The following is a 21,631-nucleotide window of genomic DNA, read 5'->3' on the forward strand; positions in this document are numbered from 1 at the left end:
GCGGAAAAACAAATCGCCTGCGCGACCACCGGTTGATCGAGTGCGGCTACGAGATTGGCCCGAGTTCGTGAACCGCCGCGATAACCGCTCGCTCTGTAAAGGGCTTGGGCACGATCGCTCCGGGTGGATTGCACGGCTTGCATTCCTCAGGCGATCCGGTGATGAAGACCACTGGTATCGGACCCAGGCGCTTGTGAATTTCGGCGACCGCGGCCGGGCCTGTCCCCTCCAGCAGCTTCACGTCAGACGTTATCAAGTTCGGGGTGTTCGCTGTGGCAGCGGACACTGCGGCATTCTGCGTGGCAGCAATCTCGAACGAAGTTGCGCCTTCGGCGGCTAGGATGTCCTGTATAGTCATCGCGACCAGCGGCTCATCCTCGATAATCAGAACGTGGCACATCAGACGGTTTCCTCGGAGATGCCATGAACGCGGCTAACCCATTGTTGATCCGGATCAATCGCACAGCGGGCCGCTTGCCGGTCGCGACTCTTATGGTTCATAGTCCGGCCTCAGGCTGTCCGCCGTGGACATCTCCAGCTAACGCATCGGACGTTGCCATGGCCGGCACTTCAGTCATTCCGGCAACCGAGCCGAGCCGTCTGGCGGCAGTGCGGCGCTACAGCATATTGGATACGCCCCCTGACGGCGCGTTCGATCGTATCACAGCGCTCGCTGCCCGGCGCTTCGGGGTGCCGATCTCCATCATCAGTATCGTCGATCAGGATCGGATCTGGTTCAAGTCGCACCACGGACTACCAGTTGAGCAGATCGGGCGTGATCCCGGTCTTTGCGCGTCAGCGATCCTGTCGAACGATCCCCACATCCTCACAGATGCAAGCATCGATGCTCGCTCGCTCGCCAATCCGCTGGTGGCTGGCGACTTCGGACTACGCTTCTATGCCGGCGTTCCATTGACCACGCACGATGGTCACAACCTCGGGACGCTGTGCATCATCGATAAGGAAGCCAGGCCCATCGATCAGTCCGAGATAGACGATCTGAAGGACCTCGCCGCCATCGTGATGGACCAGATTGAGGTGCAGCTCTCCGCTCGCCGCGCAGTCACTCAGGCTGAGCTAATGGCCAAGGAGATCGATCATCGCGTCATGAACAGCCTCCAGTTCGTGTCTGGCCTCCTGTCGATGCAGAGCCGATCTCTCAAAGACTCTGAGGCGGTTGATCATCTCCGGCTTGCCGCCAATCGCGTTGCCGCAGTCGCGCAGGTGCATCGCCATTTCTACGCGGAGGCTACCGACCAGGCTTCATGTATCGCCTTCCTTCGCCGGCTATGCGCGGAGCTCGAGTCAATCTTAGGCAAACAGATTGATGTCGTCGGCGAGGAGGGCGATGTTCCCACAACCTTGGTCCAGCCAATCGGTTTGCTAGTCAACGAACTGGTCACGAACGCCGCCAAGCACGGTGAGGGTGTGATCGAGGTCCGCTACGAGATTGAGAACAATCATCACTCGCTTATCGTCTCTGACGAAGGTCGAGATCTGCCGAAGGATTTCGATTCAGCGGCAGCGAGCCAAAGCCTTGGCATGCGAGTTGTGACGTCACTTGCCAGTCAGCTCGGAGGCAAGCTAATCAGCGGGCGCCGACCTGACGGCGGATCCTGCTTCAAGGTTTCTTTCCCAGCACGGCAGTAGACTAGCAGTCACCGTTGCGCGCTTCAAGTATTCAACGAAGGCGTATCGCGCAGCCCTATTACGCTACGTGCGATTACTGGTTTCCAAGTTCGACAGTGATCTTGTAGCCCAAACGTCAGTCGTGACGAATGAACAAGTGTCTGCTTCTAGGATGCCGTTCGGGCGCGGGGAACGTCCGCGATTGGGTCGGCATGGACGCGCTATGTTCGTAAACTCCGCCACCCTAAGCTAGAGTCTACGCTGTATCAGGCTGACCTGAGGCATGCTGTTCACAGGTCGGCAACCCCGAATCCGTGCCTTGGCAGTGTTGGCATGGTAGGATCCCTCATATGTCGAAGTCCCGAAGCTATGCCGGCACCGTCGATGTCGATGGTCTAACATATGACTGGCACCTCCAGAGCGAACCGCATCTGTCTGATCAAGCGGGTTGGAAGGGAATGACGATTTCCCTTCTCCAGCGGGGTGCCAAGCGCGAAGCATTGCTCGAATTTCCAGCACCCAAGCGGCTGTTGAAGGGATTGCCGCGTGGTCGTCTCCAGCTCGATGACGCGACAATCTCCAGGTGCGCGCGCGCCGCTATGGCGGCCGGATGGGAGCCGATGTCACGCGGCAAGCCGGTGGTTTTCACGGTCGATGCCGAAGGCAACTGAGGTGTCGGGCACTTACGGTGCAAGGCGGTTGCTGAGGATCTAGCCGCGAACGAGAGACCGGTGTAGCCGGAGAGGGAGGGTTGTGAGGTCGAGCGTTCCGCTTAACCGGAACATCGAAGCGGAGCGACCGACATACCACGCAAGCCGAACTACGACTTCGAGCGCCGCGAGCGCGAGAGGACCAAGGCGATCGAGTCTGCGAAGAAGGCGCAGGCCAAGTCCGACAAGCGGGCAGGAGGGCAGGACATGCCGAATGCGGAGGAGGCAGACGGTTTCTAGGCTTGCTGACGGGATGACACACGTGCCCGCTTTCACCCTCGCCGAGCTCGGCTGGACAGACTTTTACAACGAGCAGGTCTCCGCGGAGGAGTGCCAGAACACGCAGCCTGTCCGCGTGACATCGGTTCATCGCGGCAGGGTGACGGTGTCGGACGGTGAATTCGAAGAATCGATCTCGTCGAGCTTCGCCGACCAACGAGGAGCAGAGGACAGGCCCACGGTTGGCGATTGGTTGCTGATCGAACGAAACACTCGAAACATCGTGCGCATTCTTGATCGGGCGAGCCTGATCAAGAGGCCTGCTCCGGGAGACGACCGCCGGGTCCAGCTCATCGCCGCAAACGTCGACACGCTCTTTGTCGTCAGCTCTTGCGACCAGGATTTCAACATAGCGCGTCTCGAACGCTACCTCGTTCTCACTCACGAAGCTGGCGTGCGCCCTGTACTCGTGCTGACAAAGGCCGACCTGTCGCGGGCGCCTGAACGCTTCATCGAGGCCGCGCGAGCCCTCCAGGCGGGATTGCGGGTGGAACTGGTCAACGGGCGCGACCCGAGCAGCGTCGCTCGCCTCGCATCCCATTGCGGCATCGGAGAAACGGTCGCTCTCGTGGGGTCTTCCGGTGTCGGCAAGTCCACCCTCATCAACACGTTGATGGGCTCGAACAACATCGCAACGCAAGCCGTGCGCGAGGACGACGGCAAGGGTCTGCACACGACCACCGTCCGCGAGATGCACCGCATCGCTGGCGACTCCGGCGGCGGCTGGCTGGTGGATACGCCCGGCATGCGCGAGCTCCAGATGTCCGAAGTCGCCTCTGGCGTGAGCGAGGTATTCGACGACGTCACGGCCGTGGCCCTGGACTGCCGTTTTGCAAATTGCACCCATACTGACGAGCCCGGATGCGCCATTCACGCCGCGGTGGCGGCGGGAAGTCTCGATCCCGCGCGCTTCGAGCGGTGGCGGAAGCTCGCTCAGGAAGAGGCAGAGAACAGCAGCACTGCGGCGGTCCGGAACTCCCGACCGGGGAGAACGAGCAGCAGGAGATAAGGTGGGCTATATCGTCGGGCAGCGGTACCGCCGGCTCAGCGCTGCTTCTTGGCCGTGGTCGCGGTGAAGTCCGGGTCCTTTTTCGCTACCCAGTCGACGAACTTGCGCACGTTCGGATTGGCCAACAGCGCATCGACATCATGCCCGTGGCGCTGCAACTCGGAATTGGTAAAGTTGGCCATCAGCGTCTGCTGACAGATTGGGTGCATGGGAACGGTGTCGCGCCCGCCCCGGCTTTTCGGCACGGGATGGTGCCAGACGATGGTCTTGCCAGTAGGCCGACTGCAGAGCCAGCAGGCCACCCCCGCTGCGGGAGCGCTCTCCTCGCCCGATGGGTCTGAGTAGGAGTCGTATTTCAAATGTTTGCGGCCCATGCTCTACTCGGCTTTCGTACGGCGCTCAGCTCACGCGGCGGGATATCAGTCCTGATAGCGCAAGGTGTTTGCGAACCCGTCATTGGCTTTGGTCATCTTGGCGAGCTTGCGAAGACTGGCTCGGACGTACCGCTCGAAGCGTCGCTCGTCATGAATGCCCGTTGCGCGATACTCATCCTGCGCGAGCAGCTACTTCAGCCGCGAAGCAAAAGCCCCCTGATCATCGGCACGTCCACCGGTCTTCAGAACCCGGCAGACCCATTCCTCGGCGGCAGCCTTGTCGTAATCGTCGTGAGCCGCGTACCCGCGTTTGTCCGCGGCAGCCTGGTCAAGCCTTGCAGCCTCTAAGCGGCTTTCCAGCCATTCGCGAACGAGTGCCGCATCCCACGCTTCCAACGGCCTACCCCTGCCGATCCCGTCAGCCCTTGCGCTGAGCTGCCTAGTTCCATTTGGACTACCCAGGTACGATCAAGAAAGCTTTATCTTCGAACCTGAACGGACGTCCGAAGTCGGGGCGACATGAGCCAGCTTCGATGTCTGATTGTGGGTCTCCTCCTCCGCGGGTCCTTACGCCCCCCCCTTCGGTTTCCGCGGCTTGGGTGCCGGCAGCTCGGCCGCCGTGACGCGCAGGAGTTCGCCAAGCCATTCGGCATGGTCGCACCGGTCGGCTTCGATCAGCATCTGCGGTTTGGCGCCCGGATACGGCGGCGCCTCCGATACCGGTTCGGCATGGACGCGGCCCGATGCCGTCGGCTTCACGAAGAGCTGATCCTCGCAGACCGACCCAATCATTTTGCCGTCCACGTACAGGCCGTACTCGCCGAACATCAGTTTGGCCGACACTGTGCCCGCGCTGGTCGCCTGTTCAATCAGGTAATCGATCGTGCGTTGCTGCGTTGCCATGGCCCAGCGTAACAGACGAGCGTCGCGCCCGACAACAACCCGTCCGCAGTCCGCAACGCCGACCGCGCTCAAGGAACAGCCGCTTTCGGGGAGGGTCTAGGTGCCGCTGAATGACCGGGAGTGGGTCGTGAAGCCCATTTGACAGCGATACGGATCGTCCCGATGGACGCGAACAAGAAAATGCGCTCGACCTGCTAGAGAAAACGGGGACTCAATGGTTCGAGGATGGGAACGTGCAATGCTCGGCGTGGCGCTCGCCGGCAGCGGGACGCCTCTGGCAGCGCAGGACTATGCGCGGGTTGCTGAGCTCAAGACGTTATCGATCGAGGAGCTCGCGAGGGTCGAGGTCACGACCGTGTCCAAACGCGGCGAGACGCTGAGCGGTGCGCCCGCCGCTATTTATGTCATCACGAACGAGGACATCGTCCGTTCAGCGGCACAGTCGATACCCGAGGTGTTGCGCCAGGCACCTAACCTGGTCGTACAGCGCATCGACGCGCGGCAGTTCTCGGTGAGCGCGCGTGGCTTCAACGGCGTGGAAACTGCCAACAAGATGCTCGCACTGATCGACGGGCGCACGATCTACTCGCCATTAGCCTCTAGCGTCTTCTGGGAGCTGCACCAGCCGCTGCTTGAGGACATCGATCAGATCGAGGTGGTGAGCGGCCCTGGCGGCACGCTTTACGGGCCAAATGCCGTGAACGGCGTGATCAACATTCAGACGAGGTCCGCGCTCGAAACTGTGGGCGGCATGGCGCGCGGCACGGTCGCCGCCAATCAGCACTCTGCCGCGCTGCGCTACGGCACGGCAGTGAATAGTGGCGCGATAAGGGTCTACGGCAACTATTTCAGCCGCGCAGAGCAGCCGAGCGGACCGGGCGGCGTCGTTGACGATCGCTTCAGCGGCTATCAGATCGGGCTGCGCGGAGACTTCGGGGCGGAGGACCGCCGATTCACAATCTCTGCCGATCACTTCGGCACCGATGTCGCGACGGGCACCCATGATGGCGAAAGTGGTCAGAACGTCGTGCTGCGTTGGAGCCGCCGGGCGGGCGAGAACACTTCGTTCCAGCTCCAGGCCTATTACGACCAGTACCGTCGTACGTTCACCAGGGTACGAGATGAACTTCAGACGCTGGACGTCGAGGGACAGATCAACGTTACCGTCGGCCGCCATGAGCTGGTCGCGGGTGGCGGGCTGCGCACCACGCGCGACCTGTTCGAGAATCGGTTGAACGCCTTCCTGCTCGACCCCGAACGTAAGCGGCTGTGGATCGGCAACGCTTTTGTCCAAGACAAGCTCGCGATTGCCGATGATCTGTTCCTGACCGCTGGCGTCAAGCTTGAACAATCGAGCTTTACAGGGCTCCAGGTGCTTCCAAGTGTGCGGGTGGCGTGGGCGCCTTCTAGTGATACGCTGATTTGGGGCGCGGTCTCGCGGGCCGTGCGCACGCCAAGCAGGATCGATCGCCAGCTCGTCAATCTGCCGCTGCTCGCGACCTCTCCGGCGTTTACGACGGAAAAGCTTACTGCTTTAGAAGGCGGATACCGGGGACAGCCGGCCGCGTGGCTTTCGCTGTCGGTCAGCGGCTTCGTCAACCGGTACGACGACTTGCGAACGACGGAGTTCACTGGCCCGGCGGGGGGGCTGCCCATCCGCCTGCAGAACAGCCTTTTTGGAACAAGCTACGGCCTCGAAGCCTGGGCGACGATGCAGGCGGCGGCCCGCTGGCGGCTGCGGCTCGGGGCTTCGACCTTGGTCGAGGACTTCGAAGTCCGCGGTGGTCGCCGTGACCTGACCAACGGGGAATCGGCAGGCAACAACCCGAGCTACAGCATCGTCGCAAGGTCGACGTTCGACGTGACGTCCCGCCTCTCCGTCGACGGGGGGTTGCGCGTCGTCGACCGGCTCTCGCGCTTTGCCACCCCGGCCTATGTCGAGGCCGATGCGCGGCTGGGCTGGCGAGCGACAGACCTGGTCGAGCTGTTCGTCGCCGGTAGCAACCTCCTGAATGAGGATCATCTCGAAGCCAACGACGTCAAACGTGCGCAGCGGGTCGAACGGACGGTGCTCGCGGGCGCCCGCCTCACCTTTTGATGATCGCTGCGCGACTCCTCTTGGCGGCGCTTTCTGTCGGCCTGGCGTTCACCCCCGGCCTGGCGGTTGCGCAGGTAAGCGAAGCCGCCGTCAAGGCCGCCTACCTGCCCAAGATCGCCCGCTATGTGGATTGGCCTGCGGGCACCTTGCGCGCGCGCGAGCCGTTGCAGATTTGCATCGTCGGCAGCGATCCCTTCGGTCGCCTGATCGACGAGGCGGTCGCGGGCCAGAGCATGGGCGACCACGCGATGGTCGTGCGTCGCGCCGGGGGGCTTGATGGCTGTCATGTCGCCTTCCTGCGCGGTAGCGCTGCTCCGCGAGCATTGGCGATGCTCAAGGACAGGCCGGTACTGACGGTGACCGACAGCCGCGACGGATCGACGCGTGGGATGATCCATTTCGGGCTGGCGGGTGGCCGGGTCAGCTTTCACATCGACGACATTCAGGCGGCGCGGGTCGGGCTCAGCATCAGCGCACGTCTGCTCGCGATCGCGCTATCGGTACGGAGCCGGAGCCAGTGAAACGGCTGCGCCTCGCCGCCGAGCGTTGGACGCAGCTGCCGCTCTTCGCGGGCGGGTTCGCGCTGCTGCTGCTGATCGCGGGGTTGGCCATCATTTTTCAGAGTGCACGCAGCTATCGAACCGAGCAGGAAGGTAGCACGCGCGTCCAGGCCGAAATCTTGAGCGCCAGTGTCGTCGCGGCACTCGACTTCTCGGATCGACAGGTTGCACAGGAGGTAGTGAACGCGCTGCGCGCAAACCCTGAAATCCGAGAAGCAATGGTGTTCGATCGTGGAGGTCGGCTGTTCGCTGGTTTCTCCCGCGACAACGTTGGCGGCAGTGGCGTGATCAAGGTCGTGGTGTCGGTGGCGAACGACGGCGGACGGCTTGGCACGGTCCGTCTCGTCCGGGCCGAGGAGCCGGTCGCCCGACGCGTTGCGCGCTACTCGCTGATCGGACTGTTCGTCGTCATGGCAGCGCTGATTGCCGGCATTCTCGGGCTCGCGGCCAATGCGCTTCGACGCGCAAATCGTCAGCTCGGCGAACGCGCGGCCGCTCTAGGTCAGATGAACGAAGCGCTGACGGTTCAGATCGCCGAACGCGAAAAGGCGGAGGAACAGCTCCGGCAGGCGCAGAAGATGCAGGCGCTGGGCCAGCTCACCGGCGGTATCGCTCACGACTTCAACAACCTACTGACCGTGATCCAGGGTTCGGCCGACCTTCTTCAGCGCCCAGGGTTGGACGAAGTCAAACGAATGCGTTTCGCCGGCGCGATCGCGCAGACCGCAGCGCGCGCCGCATCGCTAACCAGCCAGCTACTCGCCTTTGCTCGTCGCCAACCACTCAAGCCCGAGGTGATGGACGTCAACGAACGCATCGCCAGCATGTCCGAAATCTTTGAACGCAGTCTGGGTACGGGCGTCAGCGTCGTCACCGAATTCGAAGCCGACGGCTGCATCGTCGAGGCTGACCCTGCGCAACTAGAGTCGGCGATCCTCAACGTCGCGGTCAACGCCCGCGACGCGATGCCTTCGGGCGGCACGCTCACAATCCGGACATATACTGGGCGCCTCAACGAGGTTCGCAAGGCGGTGGCGATCGCGGTTTCCGACACGGGCGGCGGCATGGATCCTGAGATCGTAAGCCGCGTGTTCGAGCCCTTCTTCACCACAAAGGGGGTGGGCAAGGGCACAGGTCTCGGCCTCAGCCAGGTATATGGCTTTGCGTCACAGTCAGGCGGCGACGTGACGATCGACAGTGCGCCGGGCAAGGGGACGACCGTCACCATCCTCCTGCCGTGTAGCGAGAGGAAGCTGGGGCGACAGCAGCTGCGCCAGGCTCACGCGACGAGCCCCCCCACGCGGCGACGCTTGCTGGTTGTTGATGACAATGAAGAAGTCGGCGCCTTCGCCGAAACGCTGCTTGGGGAATTGGGTCATGACGTCGCGCGCGCCTCGTCGGCACAGGAGGCGCTGAAGCTCGCCGCAGCGGGGCACTTCGACCTTGTTTTCACCGATGTCGTGATGCCCGAGATGAGCGGAATCGAACTTGCGCTGGAGCTGCGCCGCCGCGGCCTCAATGCAGCGATCGTGCTTACTACCGGCTACTCCGATCGGATCGCAGAGACCGGGAGCGAGGGTTTCCCCGTGATCACCAAACCGTACCGCCTGGAAACCCTTGCCGACACGATCGAACGCGCGCTGCGTGAAGAAGTTCTGACCGCCGCCGAAAGTGCGGGCCGTTCAGCGACCAAGTGTCTTCGCTTGCCACGCGATCTGGCGGAGTAACCGTCTGGATTGGGCTTACAGGGGCATAGCTGTGGAGATGAACCGACGGCAGAAGCTGGGGAGCCGACAGGGCGCCCCGAATGGCGCTTTGTGGGTCTGTATCGCCGCGCGGCTGAGCGTCAGCTACCCGCTGGCAGGCAGTCGAGAGCAACCCGCATTGATGCTGACGACGCCCCCCTCTCGCGGATGGGCAAGAGATCGTACCAGCAATAGTGCAGCCAGGGTCCGGCCCGGCCCGGCTCCTCAATCATGGGCAGATAACCTGAGTTTTCGAGCCAACATAAGGTGCGGCTCGGCGCGGCAACTCTGTTCAGCCAGCGAGAAGCAATTTCGGACGGCGTGGTCTTGTCGCGTCGGCCGAGCAGGAAGGCGACCGGAACGTTGAGCCGCCGGAGAGAGGTGAACGATACGTCTGCCAGCCTCGGCCAGAGCGTCGTCGCGGTGAAGGCACTGCCTTTCGCCCAGGATGCCAGGTCCGCAGGAGTGTAGAGGGGCGAAAGCTTCGTTGAATTGAAGTAGAAGTCGGCGTCAGGCCGCAGACCGGCGAGCGATCCATAGCGGTTGGCATACTTCCGCCAGGCGTCTGCCTGCTCGATGGTGAAGGGGGCCCCGTGGGGGTAGGGCTGAAGCGCCATGATGGCGCGTACGGCATCGACGTCGCCCCGTTCTCGCGCGATGGCCAGCGTCTGCCGCATGCCGACCCGCTCGTTTTCACGGAAGTCGATGAGCTGGCCCATGCCGATATAGGCATGAAGCAGATCAGGTGGCGTCTGCGCGAGGGCGAGCCCCACCGCCGAACCGAAACTGTGGCCCAGGACGAACACCTTCGGTTGTCCAAAGCGTGCACAGAGCTGCTCGATCAGGGCGATCGCATCGTCGCGATACCGCTCCAGCCGCAGGGTGGGCGCGATAACGGCAAGGTCGTTGAGCGGAAAGGAGCGGCCCGCGCCCCTCTGATCCCACTGGACCACCGTGAAGAAGTCCTCCCAGGGATGCTGGAAGCTCCAGGCCATCGGCATTTCGACGGAACCTGGCCCGCCGTGAATGTAGATCAGGATCGGGTTAAAGCGGTCCGCGCCGCGAATATTTACAACCTGCCGCGCGCCGCCGAGCTCGAGAACCAGCGTCTCGTCGATACCGTTGGGCGTCACGATCTTCTGGACATCGGCGATGATCGCGCGAGCTGGCGCGAACTCGTCCCGGGCAGGGAGCGGAACCGCGGCCTGTTGTGCATGGGCAGGCTGGCAGAGCAAGGCAACGAGCGAGAGCGTTGCTGCCAGCCTCCGGATCATCATCGGGTCGTGTTCCCATCTCAGGTCATCCGGCCGCACGCTAGACACTCGCACATGCCGTGTGAACCATGTCGATTGGCTCAAGCGGTGGCGCGGAGCCGCACATGAACCAGCGGCTAGTTCCGGGAAGCTGCGTCCGTCGCGTGAGCGTCCGCTTCTGGGTCTGCTCAGACTTCAGTGCGCTCCGCTAGTTCGAGAGCGTCCTCTACGTCGACGCCGAGGTAGCGCACCGTACTGTCAATCTTAGCATGGCCGAGCAGGATTTGAACGGCACGCAGGTTGCCCGTGGCCTTGTAGATGATGGAAGCTTTGGTCCGTCGGAGCGAGTGGGTTCCGTACTCCTGCGGCGGCAAGCCGATGCCGGTCACCCACTCGTGGACCAAGCGGGCATACTGCCGCGTGCTCATGTGGGCCATGTAGTCGTTCCGGCTCGGAAAGACGTAGTCGTTGAGTGTGCCGCCCCGGCGCTCCAGCCATGCGCGCATGGTCTTTCGCGCAGCCTCCATCAGCTCGAACTGAACCGCCCGCCTGGTCTTCTGCTGGACGACAACGGCTCGATCGCGGATACGCCCGCCGGACACCAGATCACCAATCCGCACCTTGACCACGTCGCAACCGCGCAATTTGCTGTCGATCGCTAAGTCGAACAGTGCCCGATCACGCAGCCGACGGTGCTGATCAAGCCAGAAGCGTATCGCCCAGACCTGCTGCTGCTTCAGGGCGCGTTTAGCGCCTTGGAGCCGCCCCTCATTCCACGGTCGACGCTCGCCAAAAGCGGGATCGAGAGAAGAATGTCCCAAAGGTCATCTCCCTAGAGCAGGATATTGTAGGTAGCCGCGGCACAGTAAATCACAGGTTGCGATCTTTGGTTTCAAGCGCTGGATAAAAATGGCGCTCTCAGATGCAGTTGGTCCGACACCCTAGCTAATCAGATGCGTCGCAACCGGGCGACTACCGTAATGAAGAACGCTGTCGACCAGCCGAGCAGGATGATGCCGTTGATACCCTCGATCGCGGACACCAGCCGCCAGCGCTCGGCCATGACCGCGTCGCTATACCCGATCGCGCCATAGGTAATGGTCGAAAAGTAGACCGCCTCGCGCAGGCCCTCAACCGCACCGAGACCCACATACAGGAAGGCGTAGAGCCAGATCTCGGCACCATGGAGCGCAAACAGCCCAAAGATGGCCAGCAGCGTCACGGAGTAGCCTCGAAGCGACAGGGGATCGATGTGCTCGTGCGCCTCTTGGCGGGCCTCTAGTCGCACCAATTTCGCGAGCCCATGCAATCCGGCGCCGTGGATCGCGACCGTCAGCGACACCATGAAGGTAGCAAGCAGAAGCTCCGTGATCATCACGCCTTCGGATCGCGCCGATCCGTCGAGCGACTTCGGCGACAAACGGTGGCGTGCTGCGTCAACGGCTGCCGTCCTTGACCACGGTCAGCTTGCGGCCGACGCCGCTGCTGCGAAGCGAGGCACGGGTGACCAGCAAGGTCGTGCCGGGCGTCAGCACGGATGCGATCGCCCGGCGCAGGCCGTCTGGAACATCGCCACCGGCACGCTCGACCGCCGTCATCTCTGCATCTGAGTGCGCCGGCTCGCCTGGAAGCGGGAGCCGGAGCCAGCGTTCGCCCGCCGGACTCTGGCCGAGGAAAGAGAAGGCTGCCGTCTGCCCTATCGGTGCATCGGTGCGGACTTTGCCCGATCCGATCTCGACGCCGTTGCGCAGGACGACGATGCGATTGTCCTGGCCGCTGACCACTATCGAGACGGGACCGACGGGGCTTCGTTCCGGGCGCCAGACGAACTCTGCAGCCGCTGCTTCGGCAGCAACTGAAGCGGCGAGCAGGTTGGGCGCAGGAGCGACTATAGGCACTTCCGCGTCGTCTGTGACGACCACCGTCATGCCGCGTGCGGAGATGCCGTAGAGCAATTTGGCGAAGGCGAGCGGCAGGCGGATGCAGCCATGCGACGCGGGATAGCCGGGGAGGTTGCCGGCATGCAGCGCGATGCCGTCCCAGGTCAGCCGTTGCATGAACGGCATCGGCGCATTCGCATACAGGTTAGACTTGTGGTGCACCGCCTTTTGCAGGACGGTGAAGATGCCGGTCGGCGTGACATGATCCTTTTTACCACTCGATACGGTTGACACCCCGATCGGCACGCCGTTGCGATAGGCATAGGCGCGCTGCGTCGTCAGGCTAACGATCACCATCACTGGCCCGTCGGGCGCAAGTTGGGGAGCCCAGAAATACTGGCCCGGACGCAGCGCCTCGATCGCACCATCGGTCGGGACAACCGTCGCCGACGGCGTCGCCTGGCCGGTCGCGATGCCGGGACAGGCCAGCGCCAGCACGCCGGCGATCACGATAGAGCGGGCTGTTCGCAGGGTCATCGCGTCATCACCTCATGAACATGCCGGGCGATCTGCGCGCCCTCTTGAGAAGGCAGCGTCCGGGTGGGAATCGGCCCGGCAAAGGCGAGATCAGCGCAGATCGCCGCTCGAGTGTCGGCGTCGTGCTCGCCAATGCCGCCGGTGAAGACGATCAGGTCCGCGCCGCCGAGCACCACGAGCATGGCCGCGATCTGCTTGGCGACGGATCTGCAGAAGATGCCGACGGCCAGTGCCGCGGCGGGATTGTCGGTGGCGCGCAGCTCGCGCAGGTCGGCCGACAGGCCGGACAGGCCGAGCAGCCCCGAGCGGCGGTCGATCACCTCCCCCAGCGTGTTGGCGTCCAGGCCGTGCTCCCGCAACAGATGGAGCAGCACACCCGGATCCATGTCGCCGGTCCGCGTTGCCATGACGACGCCGCCGGACGGTGTCAGGCCCATGCTGGTGTCCATCGATCGGCCGCTGCGCACCGCCGTCACGCTCGCGCCGCTGCCCAAGTGCGCGATGATCAGCCGCTCGGGTATGGCATCGCCCAGTTGTGCGACGATGGACTCGCACGAGAGGCCGTGGAAGCCGTAGCGCCTCAGCCCCGGCGCGCGCAGGTCCGCAGGAAGCGGGAGGGTGGCGGCCAAGGCGGGGAGGCCTTGGTGGAAGCCGGTATCGAAACAGGCGACCTGCGGCACGCCGGGGTAGCGCGCCGCGGCTAGTCCGATGAGTGTCAGGGCCGCACGCCCGTGGAGCGGCGCAAAGGCGGTCGCCCGTTCAAGCCGGGTGAGGACGCCAGCGTCGATCAGCATCGGCGCGAAGAGGTCCACGCCACCATGGACAATACGGTGGCCGACCGCATCGAACTGCATATCGCCGATCTGCGCAAAGAGGTCGGCGCCGGCGTCCGCTCGATCGACGCCGCCGACGGACACCTCGACAGTCACAGCGGTTACATCGAACACGCCAAACTTCACCGAGGACGAGCCCCCGTTGAGCGTCAGGACGCGCGTCGTCACCGCGCCCATCGCCAGTCGCGAACTTCCGGCATGTCGTCGCCATGCTCAGCGACGTAGAGCTTGTGCCGCTCTATCGTTGTCCAATAGCGCGCGGTTTCAACGTCGACCCGGTCGGCCAGGCGGGGCACGCGCCGGATCGCGTCGAGCGCGAGCCGGTAGCGATCCAGGTCGTTGAGCACGACCATGTCGAACGGCGTCGTCGTCGTGCCCTCCTCCTTGTAGCCGCGCACGTGCATGTTCGCATGGTTGCGGCGGCGGTAGGTGAGCTTGTGGATCATCGCCGGATAGCCATGGAAGGCGAAGATCACCGGCTTTTCGGCCGTGAACAGCGCATCAAAGTCGCGGTCCGAAAGCGCATGCGGATGCTCAGTTTCGGACTGCAGCACCATCAGGTCGACGACGTTGACGACGCGGATGCGGATGTCCGGCACGTACTCGCGCAACAGCATTACTGCCGCAAGCGCTTCTACCGTCGGCACATCACCGGCGCAGGCCATCACCACGTCCGGCTCGCCGTCGTCGCTCGCCCACTCCCAGATGCCTGCGCCCGCCGTGCAGTGGACGACCGCATCGTCGACGTTGAGCCACTGCCACTCGGGCTGCTTTCCCGCAACGATCAGGTTGATGTAGCCACGGCTGCGCAAGCAGTGATCCGCCACCGACAGCAGGCAGTTCGCGTCCGGCGGCAGATAGATGCGCGCAACATTCGACTTCTTGTTGGCGATGTGGTCGATGAAGCCGGGGTCTTGGTGCGACAGCCCGTTGTGGTCCTGCCGCCAGACATGGCTGGTGAGCAGATAGTTCAGCGACGCGATCGGCTTGCGCCACGGGATCTTGGCACTGACCTTCAGCCACTTGGCATGCTGGTTCACCATGGAATCGACGATGTGGATGAAGGCTTCGTAGCAGGAGAAGAAGCCGTGGCGGCCGGTGAGGAGGTAGCCCTCCAGCCAGCCTTGGCAGAGATGCTCGCTCAGCACCTCCATGACGCGTCCGGAGGAGGACAGGTGCTCGTCGACCGGCTCGCAGTCGGCCATCCATGCCTTGCCGGACACCTCGAACACCGCGTCGAGCCGGTTCGACGCGGTCTCGTCGGGACCGAACAGGCGAAAGTTGGCGGCGGGTAAGCTCAGCCGCATCACCTCGCGCAGGAAGCCGCCGAGGACGCGAGTTGCTTCCCCGCGCACAGCGCCCGGCGACGACACTTTCATCGCATGATCGCGGAAGCGGGGCATCGCCAGCGGCAGGCGTAAGCCCCCATTGGCGTGTGGGTTCGAACCCATCCGACGATGTCCGGTCGGCGCGAGTGCGGCCAGGTCCTCGATCAGCTTGCCGCTGGCATCGAAGAGCTCCTCGGGCCTGTAGCTGCGCATCCAGGCTTCGAGCTGGGTCAGGTGCTCCGGGTCGGCGAAGCTGGCGATCGGCACCTGATGCGCGCGCCAGGTGCCCTCGACCGGCTTGCCGTCGACCTCCTTGGGACCGGTCCAGCCCTTGGGCGTGCGCAGCACGATCACCGGCCAGCTTGGGCGGAGAGCTTCTCCGCCGTCGGCCCTGCGTGCGTCGGCTTGGATCGTCCTGATCCTGCCCAGCACGGTATCCAGCGTGGCGGCGAGCTGTTGATGCACGGACGCGGGATCGTCGCCTTCGACGAAGAACGGCTCGTGGCCATAGCCGCGCAGCAGATCGGTCAGTTCATCGCGCCCGATCCGCGCCAGCACCGTCGGATTGGCGATCTTGAAGCCGTTTAGGTGCAGTATAGGCAGCACCGCGCCGTCGTGCGCAGGGTTCAGGAACTTGTTGGAATGCCAAGACGCGGCCAGCGGCCCGGTTTCTGCTTCGCCATCGCCGACCACGCAGGCGACGATCAGGTCCGGGTTGTCGAACGCGGCCCCATAAGCGTGCGCCAGCGAGTAGCCGAGTTCGCCACCCTCGTGGATCGATCCCGGTGTTTCCGGTGCGACGTGGCTGGGGATGCCGCCGGGCCAGGAGAACTGCCGGAACAGCCGCTCCAGCCCACCACGGCTGCGTTCGATCGCTGGATACAGCTCGGTGTACGAGCCCTCCAAATAGGTATGCGCGACGATGCCAGGCCCGCCGTGACCGGGCCCGATCACGTAGATCATGTCGAGATCGTGTTCGACGATCAGCCGGTTGAGGTGGACGTAGATGAGGTTCAGGCCCGGCGTCGTACCCCAGTGCCCGAGCAGCCGGGGCTTGACGTCCATCAGGACCAGCGGCCGCTCCAGCAGCGGGTTGGCGCGCAGGTAAATCTGACCGACCGACAGGTAGTTGGCGGCCCGCCAATAGGCGTCGATGCGCCGCAGCAGCTCAGGCGAGAGCGGTGTCGCGTCAAGCAATGCGTCACGTGTTCGCGGCGGCAGCGCGTCTGCGTGTTCAAGAATGGTCTCCATGGGTCAGCGCCCCTCTTCGTTGAGCACCGACTTGTCAGCGCGATTGTCGGCGGCGGCAGAATGGAGATCTGCTAGTTTCGTGTGGATGATGCGCGCCATGTTGGTGGCTGATGCGTCCGCCATGCCCTGCTCAGATCGAGCACGCTGACGATGATGAGCACGAGTGATCGGCATGATTATCTCCCGGACTAAGCGGGAGCACTCACGGTCTCTCAGCCGTCGCTATGCCTGATGGAAGCGACGATAAAGAGGCATAACACAGCCATGATAGTCTGTCAGGCACAATGGCGAGCACAGTGCTCTGGTTCGCTGAAGTGAGGAAGTTTGGAGGGCGGCTCTGGCGAGAGCAGGGCCACGCTCGACCCGCAAAGCAGGCGGTTTAAGTAAGTCGGATGATACACATGAACGGATGTCAGCTTTGGGTCAGGCGCTAACACGGTCTGAGCGTCCACAATTGGGTCTGTTTGACCGGCGAGGTAGGTTAAGCCTTGCTCTTCGGAGCGAGCATTGATGTGCTAGGTCAGCTCTCGACGAACACATACTCATGTTGACTATCCCGCGCGATCAACGTGCGCTTGCCGTCCTTGCTGCCGACGACCAAGGGAAAGAACAGAAGAGTCGGGTCCAGTGCCACGAAGCTCGTCGTACCATCGTCGTTTCGCCGGGTCCCCATCGGCGAGCCCATCGTGCGGAAGTCGAACGTGACGCCATCACCCTTTCGGGTAACCGTCACTCGGCCGAGATTGGCATTGACATAAGCCGGAGCCAATGCCGCTACGGCCTTAGCATCGGGCGTGACGGAGACACGCTCGCGCTCTTTCGCGATTTCGGCGCGGAGCCGCTTGGCGGATGCCGACACGTCGCCCGCCGCTTCCGGCTTCCCGTCGTATACCAGCTCCAGCACTCTACGCATGAAGGGCCGCAGCAACGCTTGTCCGTTGTCCGAATTCGTTAGGATCACCGCCCCAAGATTGGCCGACGGGATGATGAAGACGTTACTCTTGTAACCGCCAAGGCTGCCGCCATGGTGCACGACGTCGACGCCATAGTCCCGGTCGACCTGCATACCCATGCCGTACACGCGGTCCTCGCCGACCGGCACGTTTGCCGCGCGCCGCTGCAGCAGGTTCCTGGACGAGACATATTGCCGACCGTCGTCCAGCTTGCCCTCGTTGAGCTCGAAGCGAACATATTTGATCAGGTCATTTGCCGTGGACCATGCTCCGCCGGCAGCGCCGTAACGCGTGAACGCATAGTTGAGCTTCATCCCCGCGCCCAGGATCGGCTCGGGTTCGCCGCTGATGGCGTCCGCATGCGGCCGCGCCCAATTACCGCGGGTGGCCTTCGCGAAATCTAGCGTGGTCCGGGTCATTCCCAGCGGACCCCACACTTTCTCGTCCATCGCGCGGGCGAAGCCACGGTCAAGATCCATGCCGGGGAAGGCAAGATGCCCGCCGACGTAGCCAGCCGCCGAGGCCATCAGGTTGTTGTACTGAAACACCTCGCCGAACCCGCTGGTGGGCGCGGTGGCGGCGAGCTGCGAGAACGTGTCGGACGCCGAAGCGTTAGGGTCCGAGTTCAACAACACCTGCATATCCTTGCGGGGCAGGCCGGTGCAGGCGCACACGAGATGCCGGACGAGAACCCCCTTCGTCACCTGCTCGCTGCCGAGCTTGAATGACGGATAGACCTGAGTCACCGGCTGCTCCCAGGCGAGCTTGCCCTCATCGACCAGTTTGGCGAGAAGCAATGTCGCCATGCCCTTGGTGTTCGAGGCGATGGCGAACTCGCTGTCGCTGTCGACCCGGGTGGGATCTCCGAGCAGCCGCACTCCCAGGCCTGTCGAATAGATCGTCTTCTCGCGCGTTGTGAGCGCGAAGGCAGCGCCGGGAATACCCAGCTCCTGCATCGACTGCTCCATAAATTGGCGCAGCGCGGCGGTGCGAGCCGCGTCCATCGGGTGAGCAGTGCGTCCGGCGAAGGTCTCGCGCGCGTAGCCGCCGGGACGCAGGCTCTGTTGTACAAGGCCAATCGCCGCCAGCCTCTTCTCCGCGGTTGCCTCCGACCCATCGGCAAGCGCGACCGTCCACGCGTTGCCCTTCCGAAAGGCAACGGCGAACAGGGCGCGCTTCTCGTTGGGAGAGACTTCGTAATCGATGACCTGGCGCTCTTCCCAGCCATTGCGCGGGGGACGTGCGGTTACGAGCTTAGGCGGCCGAGTCTGTGCCGGCCTCCAAGCTTGCCAAGCGGCGGCGGTGGCGGCCGTGGCGTTCGCAGCAGAGCCGACATCGATCAGCGCGGCCCCGAAGTCGCCCTCAGGTGCGACCAGCTCCACGAGCTTGGGCTTGGAGTTGATGGTCCAGCCGCCTGGGGCCGTAAAGGTCGCCCCCGATGGCGTCTTCTCAGGACGATCGGCAGTGGCTGGCGGAGTTGACGCCGGAGAGTTCGGAGTGCCTGGTCTTGCCGGAGTCTGCGCGAAACTGAGCGAAGCCGCTCCTGCAAGCAGCAGAGCACCGAAAGCCCGATCATAACGCATCATCAACCCCCCGATTGGAGACAGCATTGTAGGTGGCGTCCGCATGTTAGGCAATGGGCGCGTCTGCTGCCGATCATATGCTTCGGGGAGGTCTCGCGGTGCTTGCACGATGTGCGTAGGCGAACGGTAGCATTCGCGTCACCGCGAGGTTGGTGCTGGCGAGATGAACGAGCGTCTGAACTGAGGAAGTCACAATGCCAGCGTGAATGGCCGGGTTTGGGTCCTTCCCGAAGCTGCTCCCTCCCGCTCCGTCTTGATGATGTACTCGTCGGCTACTGCCTTGAACGTGGTCGCCACCTGCAATTCCGCGTTGAGCCGGTCCAGCCGCTTTTTTTCTGACGGGTCGACCCCATCCGCGATAAGCTTGCGTGCTGCTGCGCTTCGCTCCCGCGCATCCTTCAGCGCGACGTCGGGATATCTGCCGAGCGAAAGCTTCTTCTCCTTGCCCGCCATTCGGTATTTCAGCGGCCACAGTTTCCCGCCAGAGGGCTGTACCAGGAGAAAGAGCCCACGATCATCGCTCATTTTCCGCGGCTTGGGACCAGCTTTAGCCGTACGGATCGCCAGGTCAGTCAGGGGCATGGGGGCCACTCCAGAAGAGCCATTTCCAATGGCCCCCACCTTAGCCCCAGAAAGCCCCCGAATTCGGGCGAACGGCAGCGAACAGCAGCGACCATGTCGAGCTGTTTTGTGGCAGATTTCCGTGGTTTTTTCAACTGTTGGCGGCCATCCGCGAACAGGTAAATGGTGCCCAGAAGAGGACTCGAACCTCCACGACCTTGCGATCGCCAGCACCTGAAGCTGGTGCGTCTACCAATTCCGCCATCTGGGCACGGGAGCTGAAAGCTCGGGTAGGCTGGCGCCTCTACGGGAGGGGCTCGCGCCTTGTCAACCGATGCAGGGGAAGGCAGGAGCGCCCAGTACGACAAGGACGAAAACATGCGCGACAGGCTGGTAACGCTGTTCGGCGGGAGTGGCTTTATCGGCCGCTATGCCGCGCAGGCGCTGATGCGGAGCGGCGCGCGCGTGCGGTTCGCCGAACGCGATCCCCGCCGCGCCTTTCACCTCAAGCTGCTGGGCGGCCTCGGGCAGAAACAGTTCGTCGCCGCCGACATTACCCGGCCCGACACGGTGGCGGCCGCCGTCGAGGGCGCCGACAGCGTGGTCAATCTGGTCGGCACGTTCGGCCGCGACATGAACGCCGTCCATGTCGACGGCGCGCGCGCGATCGCGGAGGCCGCCGCTGCAGCTGGCGTCGCAGCACTGGTCCATGTTTCCGCGATCGGCGCAGATGCCGCCGGCGCCGCGCGCTACGCGCAAAGCAAGGGCGCGGGCGAGGACGCGGTGCGCGCCGCGTTCCCCAACGCGACGATCCTGCGGCCCTCGACCGTGTTCGGGCAGGAGGATCAGTTCCTCAACCGCTTCGCCGCGATGATGACCAAGACGCCCGTGGTGCCGGTGCTCCGCCCGGGTGTACGTTTTCAGCCGGTATTCGTCGGCGATGTGGCGGAGGCGATCGCGCTGGCAGCGACGCAGCCGGATCGCTTCGGGGGCCAAGTATTCGAGCTCGGCGGGCCGGACACGCCGACCATGGCAGAGCTCCTGCGCTGGCTAGCGGCGGAGACCAACCGTACACCGAGCTTCGTCGAACTGCCCGATTTTGCAGGCTCGCTGATCGCGTCGGCGGGGTTCCTGCCGGGTGCACCGATCACGCGCGACCAGTGGCTGATGCTGCAGCGGGACAACGTCGTGGCAGCGGGCGCAGCGGGGTTGGAGGCGTTCGGAATCGAGCCCACGCCGATGGCCTCGGTCGCTCCCGCCTGGCTGGTGCGCTATCGCCGCCAGGGCCGCTTCGCGCGCCGCGCCGCGACGACGCAAGACGCTTCCGCGTGAACGACGTCCTGACCGCTATCCTGCTAGGCATCGTCGAAGGCGTGACCGAGTTCCTGCCGGTGTCCTCGACCGGGCATCTGGTGCTGGCGACCGAGTTGCTGGGTTATGACCCGCAACGCTGGGCGGTGTTCAACATCGCAATCCAGCCGGGTGCGATCATGGCCATCGTGGTGCTGTACTGGCGCACCTTTCTGGCGGTGGGTAAAGGGCTGCTGCGCTGGGATCCCGGCTCGGTCGCCTTTGTGCGCAACCTGTTGCTGGCGTTCATCCCGGCGGTGGTGCTGGGGTTGCTGTTCGACGACCAGATCGAGGCAATGCTGGAGAGTGCCACGGTGGTCGCCTGGGCATTGATCGTCGGCGGTGTCGCGATCCTGGTGGTGGAGCGCTTCGCCAGGACTGAGAATGTACTCGGCATTTCGGGCGTGACCGTGTCGCAGTCGGTCAAGATCGGATTGGTGCAGTGCCTTGCGATGGTGCCGGGCGTCAGCCGCTCGGGCGCGACGATCATGGGGGCCATGGCGCTGGGCATCGACCGGCGGACAGCGGCGGACTTTTCCTTTTTCCTCGCGCTGCCGACGCTGTCGGGGGCGACGGTGCTGCAGCTGGTTAAGCATCGGGACGCGATCACGCTCGCCGACCTGCAGCTGATCGGCATTGGTGCAGTTATATCGTTTATAGTGGCATTGATTGTCGTGAAGGGCTTCATGGCCGTGGTGACCCGACATGGCTTTGCGCCCTTTGCGTGGTACCGAATCGTTGCGGGCACAACTGCCCTAGCAGTGCTGAACCTTCGATAGTCTCATACCGGACCCA

At 63.7% G+C, this 21,631-nt stretch carries 21 protein-coding genes and 1 tRNA gene; 9 read left to right on the top strand and 13 right to left on the bottom strand.

Annotated features, from left to right (window positions below; genetic code table 11):
• Positions 1-46: 46 nt before the first annotated feature.
• Entirely contained in the window at positions 47-400 is a 354-nt protein-coding gene (locus VFQ64_RS14695; RefSeq protein WP_325104097.1) for a response regulator, read from the bottom strand.
• Positions 401-558: 158 nt separating this feature from the next.
• Between VFQ64_RS14695 and VFQ64_RS14700 the strand changes: the two genes are divergently transcribed.
• From VFQ64_RS14700 to rsgA, 3 genes are all read left to right on the top strand, one after another.
• A complete protein-coding gene (locus tag VFQ64_RS14700) occupies positions 559-1,650 on the top strand; it encodes a sensor histidine kinase (protein ID WP_325104098.1) in 1,092 nt (363 codons plus the stop codon).
• 329 nt (positions 1,651-1,979) lie between these two features.
• Entirely contained in the window at positions 1,980-2,300 is a 321-nt protein-coding gene (locus tag VFQ64_RS14705; protein WP_325104099.1) for a hypothetical protein, read from the top strand.
• A 301-nt stretch (positions 2,301-2,601) separates the two neighbouring features.
• Complete coding sequence (gene rsgA / locus VFQ64_RS14710; protein WP_325104100.1) at positions 2,602-3,627, top strand: ribosome small subunit-dependent GTPase A; 1,026 nt, start codon at positions 2,602-2,604, stop codon at positions 3,625-3,627.
• A 35-nt stretch (positions 3,628-3,662) separates the two neighbouring features.
• On the opposite strand, the gene VFQ64_RS14715 is transcribed toward rsgA, so the two are convergent.
• Complete coding sequence (locus VFQ64_RS14715) at positions 3,663-4,001, bottom strand: hypothetical protein (RefSeq protein WP_325104101.1); 339 nt, start codon at positions 3,999-4,001, stop codon at positions 3,663-3,665.
• Between VFQ64_RS14715 and VFQ64_RS14720 the strand changes: the two genes are divergently transcribed.
• Complete coding sequence (locus tag VFQ64_RS14720; RefSeq protein WP_325104102.1) at positions 3,987-4,349, top strand: hypothetical protein; 363 nt, start codon at positions 3,987-3,989, stop codon at positions 4,347-4,349. The genes VFQ64_RS14715 and VFQ64_RS14720 overlap by 15 nt on opposite strands.
• 219 nt (positions 4,350-4,568) lie before the next feature.
• Here VFQ64_RS14720 and VFQ64_RS14725 read toward each other — a convergent pair whose 3' ends face one another.
• On the bottom strand, positions 4,569-4,976 hold the full coding sequence (locus VFQ64_RS14725; protein WP_325104103.1) for a TfoX/Sxy family protein: 408 nt from the start codon (positions 4,974-4,976) through the stop codon (positions 4,569-4,571).
• Between the two features lie 166 nt (positions 4,977-5,142).
• Here VFQ64_RS14725 and VFQ64_RS14730 point away from each other — a divergent pair, with 166 nt between their 5' ends.
• Genes VFQ64_RS14730 through VFQ64_RS14740 form a run of 3 tightly spaced genes read left to right on the top strand, consistent with a single transcriptional unit; the run spans position 5,143 to position 9,289 of the window.
• Positions 5,143-7,002 (top strand): TonB-dependent receptor plug domain-containing protein, encoded by a 1,860-nt coding sequence (locus tag VFQ64_RS14730; protein ID WP_325104104.1) that lies wholly within the window; start codon positions 5,143-5,145, stop codon positions 7,000-7,002.
• Positions 7,002-7,523 (top strand): YfiR family protein, encoded by a 522-nt coding sequence (locus VFQ64_RS14735; protein ID WP_325104105.1) that lies wholly within the window; start codon positions 7,002-7,004, stop codon positions 7,521-7,523. Before VFQ64_RS14730 ends, VFQ64_RS14735 begins: the two co-directional genes overlap by 1 nt.
• Positions 7,520-9,289 (top strand): ATP-binding protein, encoded by a 1,770-nt coding sequence (locus VFQ64_RS14740; RefSeq protein ID WP_325104106.1) that lies wholly within the window; start codon positions 7,520-7,522, stop codon positions 9,287-9,289. The genes VFQ64_RS14735 and VFQ64_RS14740 overlap by 4 nt, the downstream gene beginning before the upstream one ends.
• Positions 9,290-9,408: 119 nt before the next feature.
• Here VFQ64_RS14740 and VFQ64_RS14745 read toward each other — a convergent pair whose 3' ends face one another.
• From VFQ64_RS14745 to VFQ64_RS14790, 10 genes are all read right to left on the bottom strand, one after another.
• Entirely contained in the window at positions 9,409-10,584 is a 1,176-nt protein-coding gene (locus VFQ64_RS14745; protein ID WP_325104107.1) for an alpha/beta hydrolase, read from the bottom strand.
• Between the two features lie 164 nt (positions 10,585-10,748).
• Positions 10,749-11,381, bottom strand: coding sequence for a tyrosine-type recombinase/integrase (locus VFQ64_RS14750; protein WP_325104108.1), 633 nt, complete (start codon positions 11,379-11,381; stop codon positions 10,749-10,751).
• A 128-nt stretch (positions 11,382-11,509) separates the two neighbouring features.
• Complete coding sequence (locus VFQ64_RS14755) at positions 11,510-11,935, bottom strand: ion channel (protein WP_325104109.1); 426 nt, start codon at positions 11,933-11,935, stop codon at positions 11,510-11,512.
• A 61-nt stretch (positions 11,936-11,996) separates the two neighbouring features.
• Positions 11,997-12,977, bottom strand: a complete 981-nt coding sequence (locus VFQ64_RS14760) for a L,D-transpeptidase (RefSeq protein WP_325104110.1) — start codon at positions 12,975-12,977, stop codon at positions 11,997-11,999.
• Positions 12,974-13,987 (bottom strand): acetate kinase, encoded by a 1,014-nt coding sequence (locus VFQ64_RS14765; RefSeq protein ID WP_325104111.1) that lies wholly within the window; start codon positions 13,985-13,987, stop codon positions 12,974-12,976. Before VFQ64_RS14765 ends, VFQ64_RS14760 begins: the two co-directional genes overlap by 4 nt.
• Complete coding sequence (locus tag VFQ64_RS14770) at positions 13,975-16,389, bottom strand: phosphoketolase family protein (protein WP_325104112.1); 2,415 nt, start codon at positions 16,387-16,389, stop codon at positions 13,975-13,977. Before VFQ64_RS14770 ends, VFQ64_RS14765 begins: the two co-directional genes overlap by 13 nt.
• Before the next feature lie 3 nt (positions 16,390-16,392).
• The gene (locus tag VFQ64_RS14775) at positions 16,393-16,563 is read right to left on the bottom strand and encodes a hypothetical protein (RefSeq protein WP_325104113.1); all 171 of its coding nucleotides are present in this window, start codon (positions 16,561-16,563) and stop codon (positions 16,393-16,395) included.
• Between the two features lie 346 nt (positions 16,564-16,909).
• Positions 16,910-18,928 (bottom strand): serine hydrolase domain-containing protein, encoded by a 2,019-nt coding sequence (locus VFQ64_RS14780; protein WP_325104114.1) that lies wholly within the window; start codon positions 18,926-18,928, stop codon positions 16,910-16,912.
• Between the two features lie 186 nt (positions 18,929-19,114).
• Positions 19,115-19,507, bottom strand: coding sequence for an Arm DNA-binding domain-containing protein (locus VFQ64_RS14785; protein ID WP_325104115.1), 393 nt, complete (start codon positions 19,505-19,507; stop codon positions 19,115-19,117).
• A gap of 163 nt (positions 19,508-19,670) precedes the next feature.
• Positions 19,671-19,757: transfer RNA gene (locus VFQ64_RS14790), tRNA-Leu, on the bottom strand.
• Positions 19,758-19,864: 107 nt separating this feature from the next.
• On the opposite strand from VFQ64_RS14790, the gene VFQ64_RS14795 reads away from it, so the two are divergent.
• Complete coding sequence (locus tag VFQ64_RS14795; RefSeq protein ID WP_325104116.1) at positions 19,865-20,818, top strand: complex I NDUFA9 subunit family protein; 954 nt, start codon at positions 19,865-19,867, stop codon at positions 20,816-20,818.
• Entirely contained in the window at positions 20,815-21,615 is an 801-nt protein-coding gene (locus tag VFQ64_RS14800) for an undecaprenyl-diphosphate phosphatase (RefSeq protein ID WP_325104117.1), read from the top strand. The genes VFQ64_RS14795 and VFQ64_RS14800 overlap by 4 nt, the downstream gene beginning before the upstream one ends.
• Positions 21,616-21,631: the final 16 nt, after the last annotated feature.

It is taken from the genome of Sphingomonas sp., assembly GCF_035714405.1.
Lineage (GTDB): Bacteria > Pseudomonadota > Alphaproteobacteria > Sphingomonadales > Sphingomonadaceae > Sphingomonas.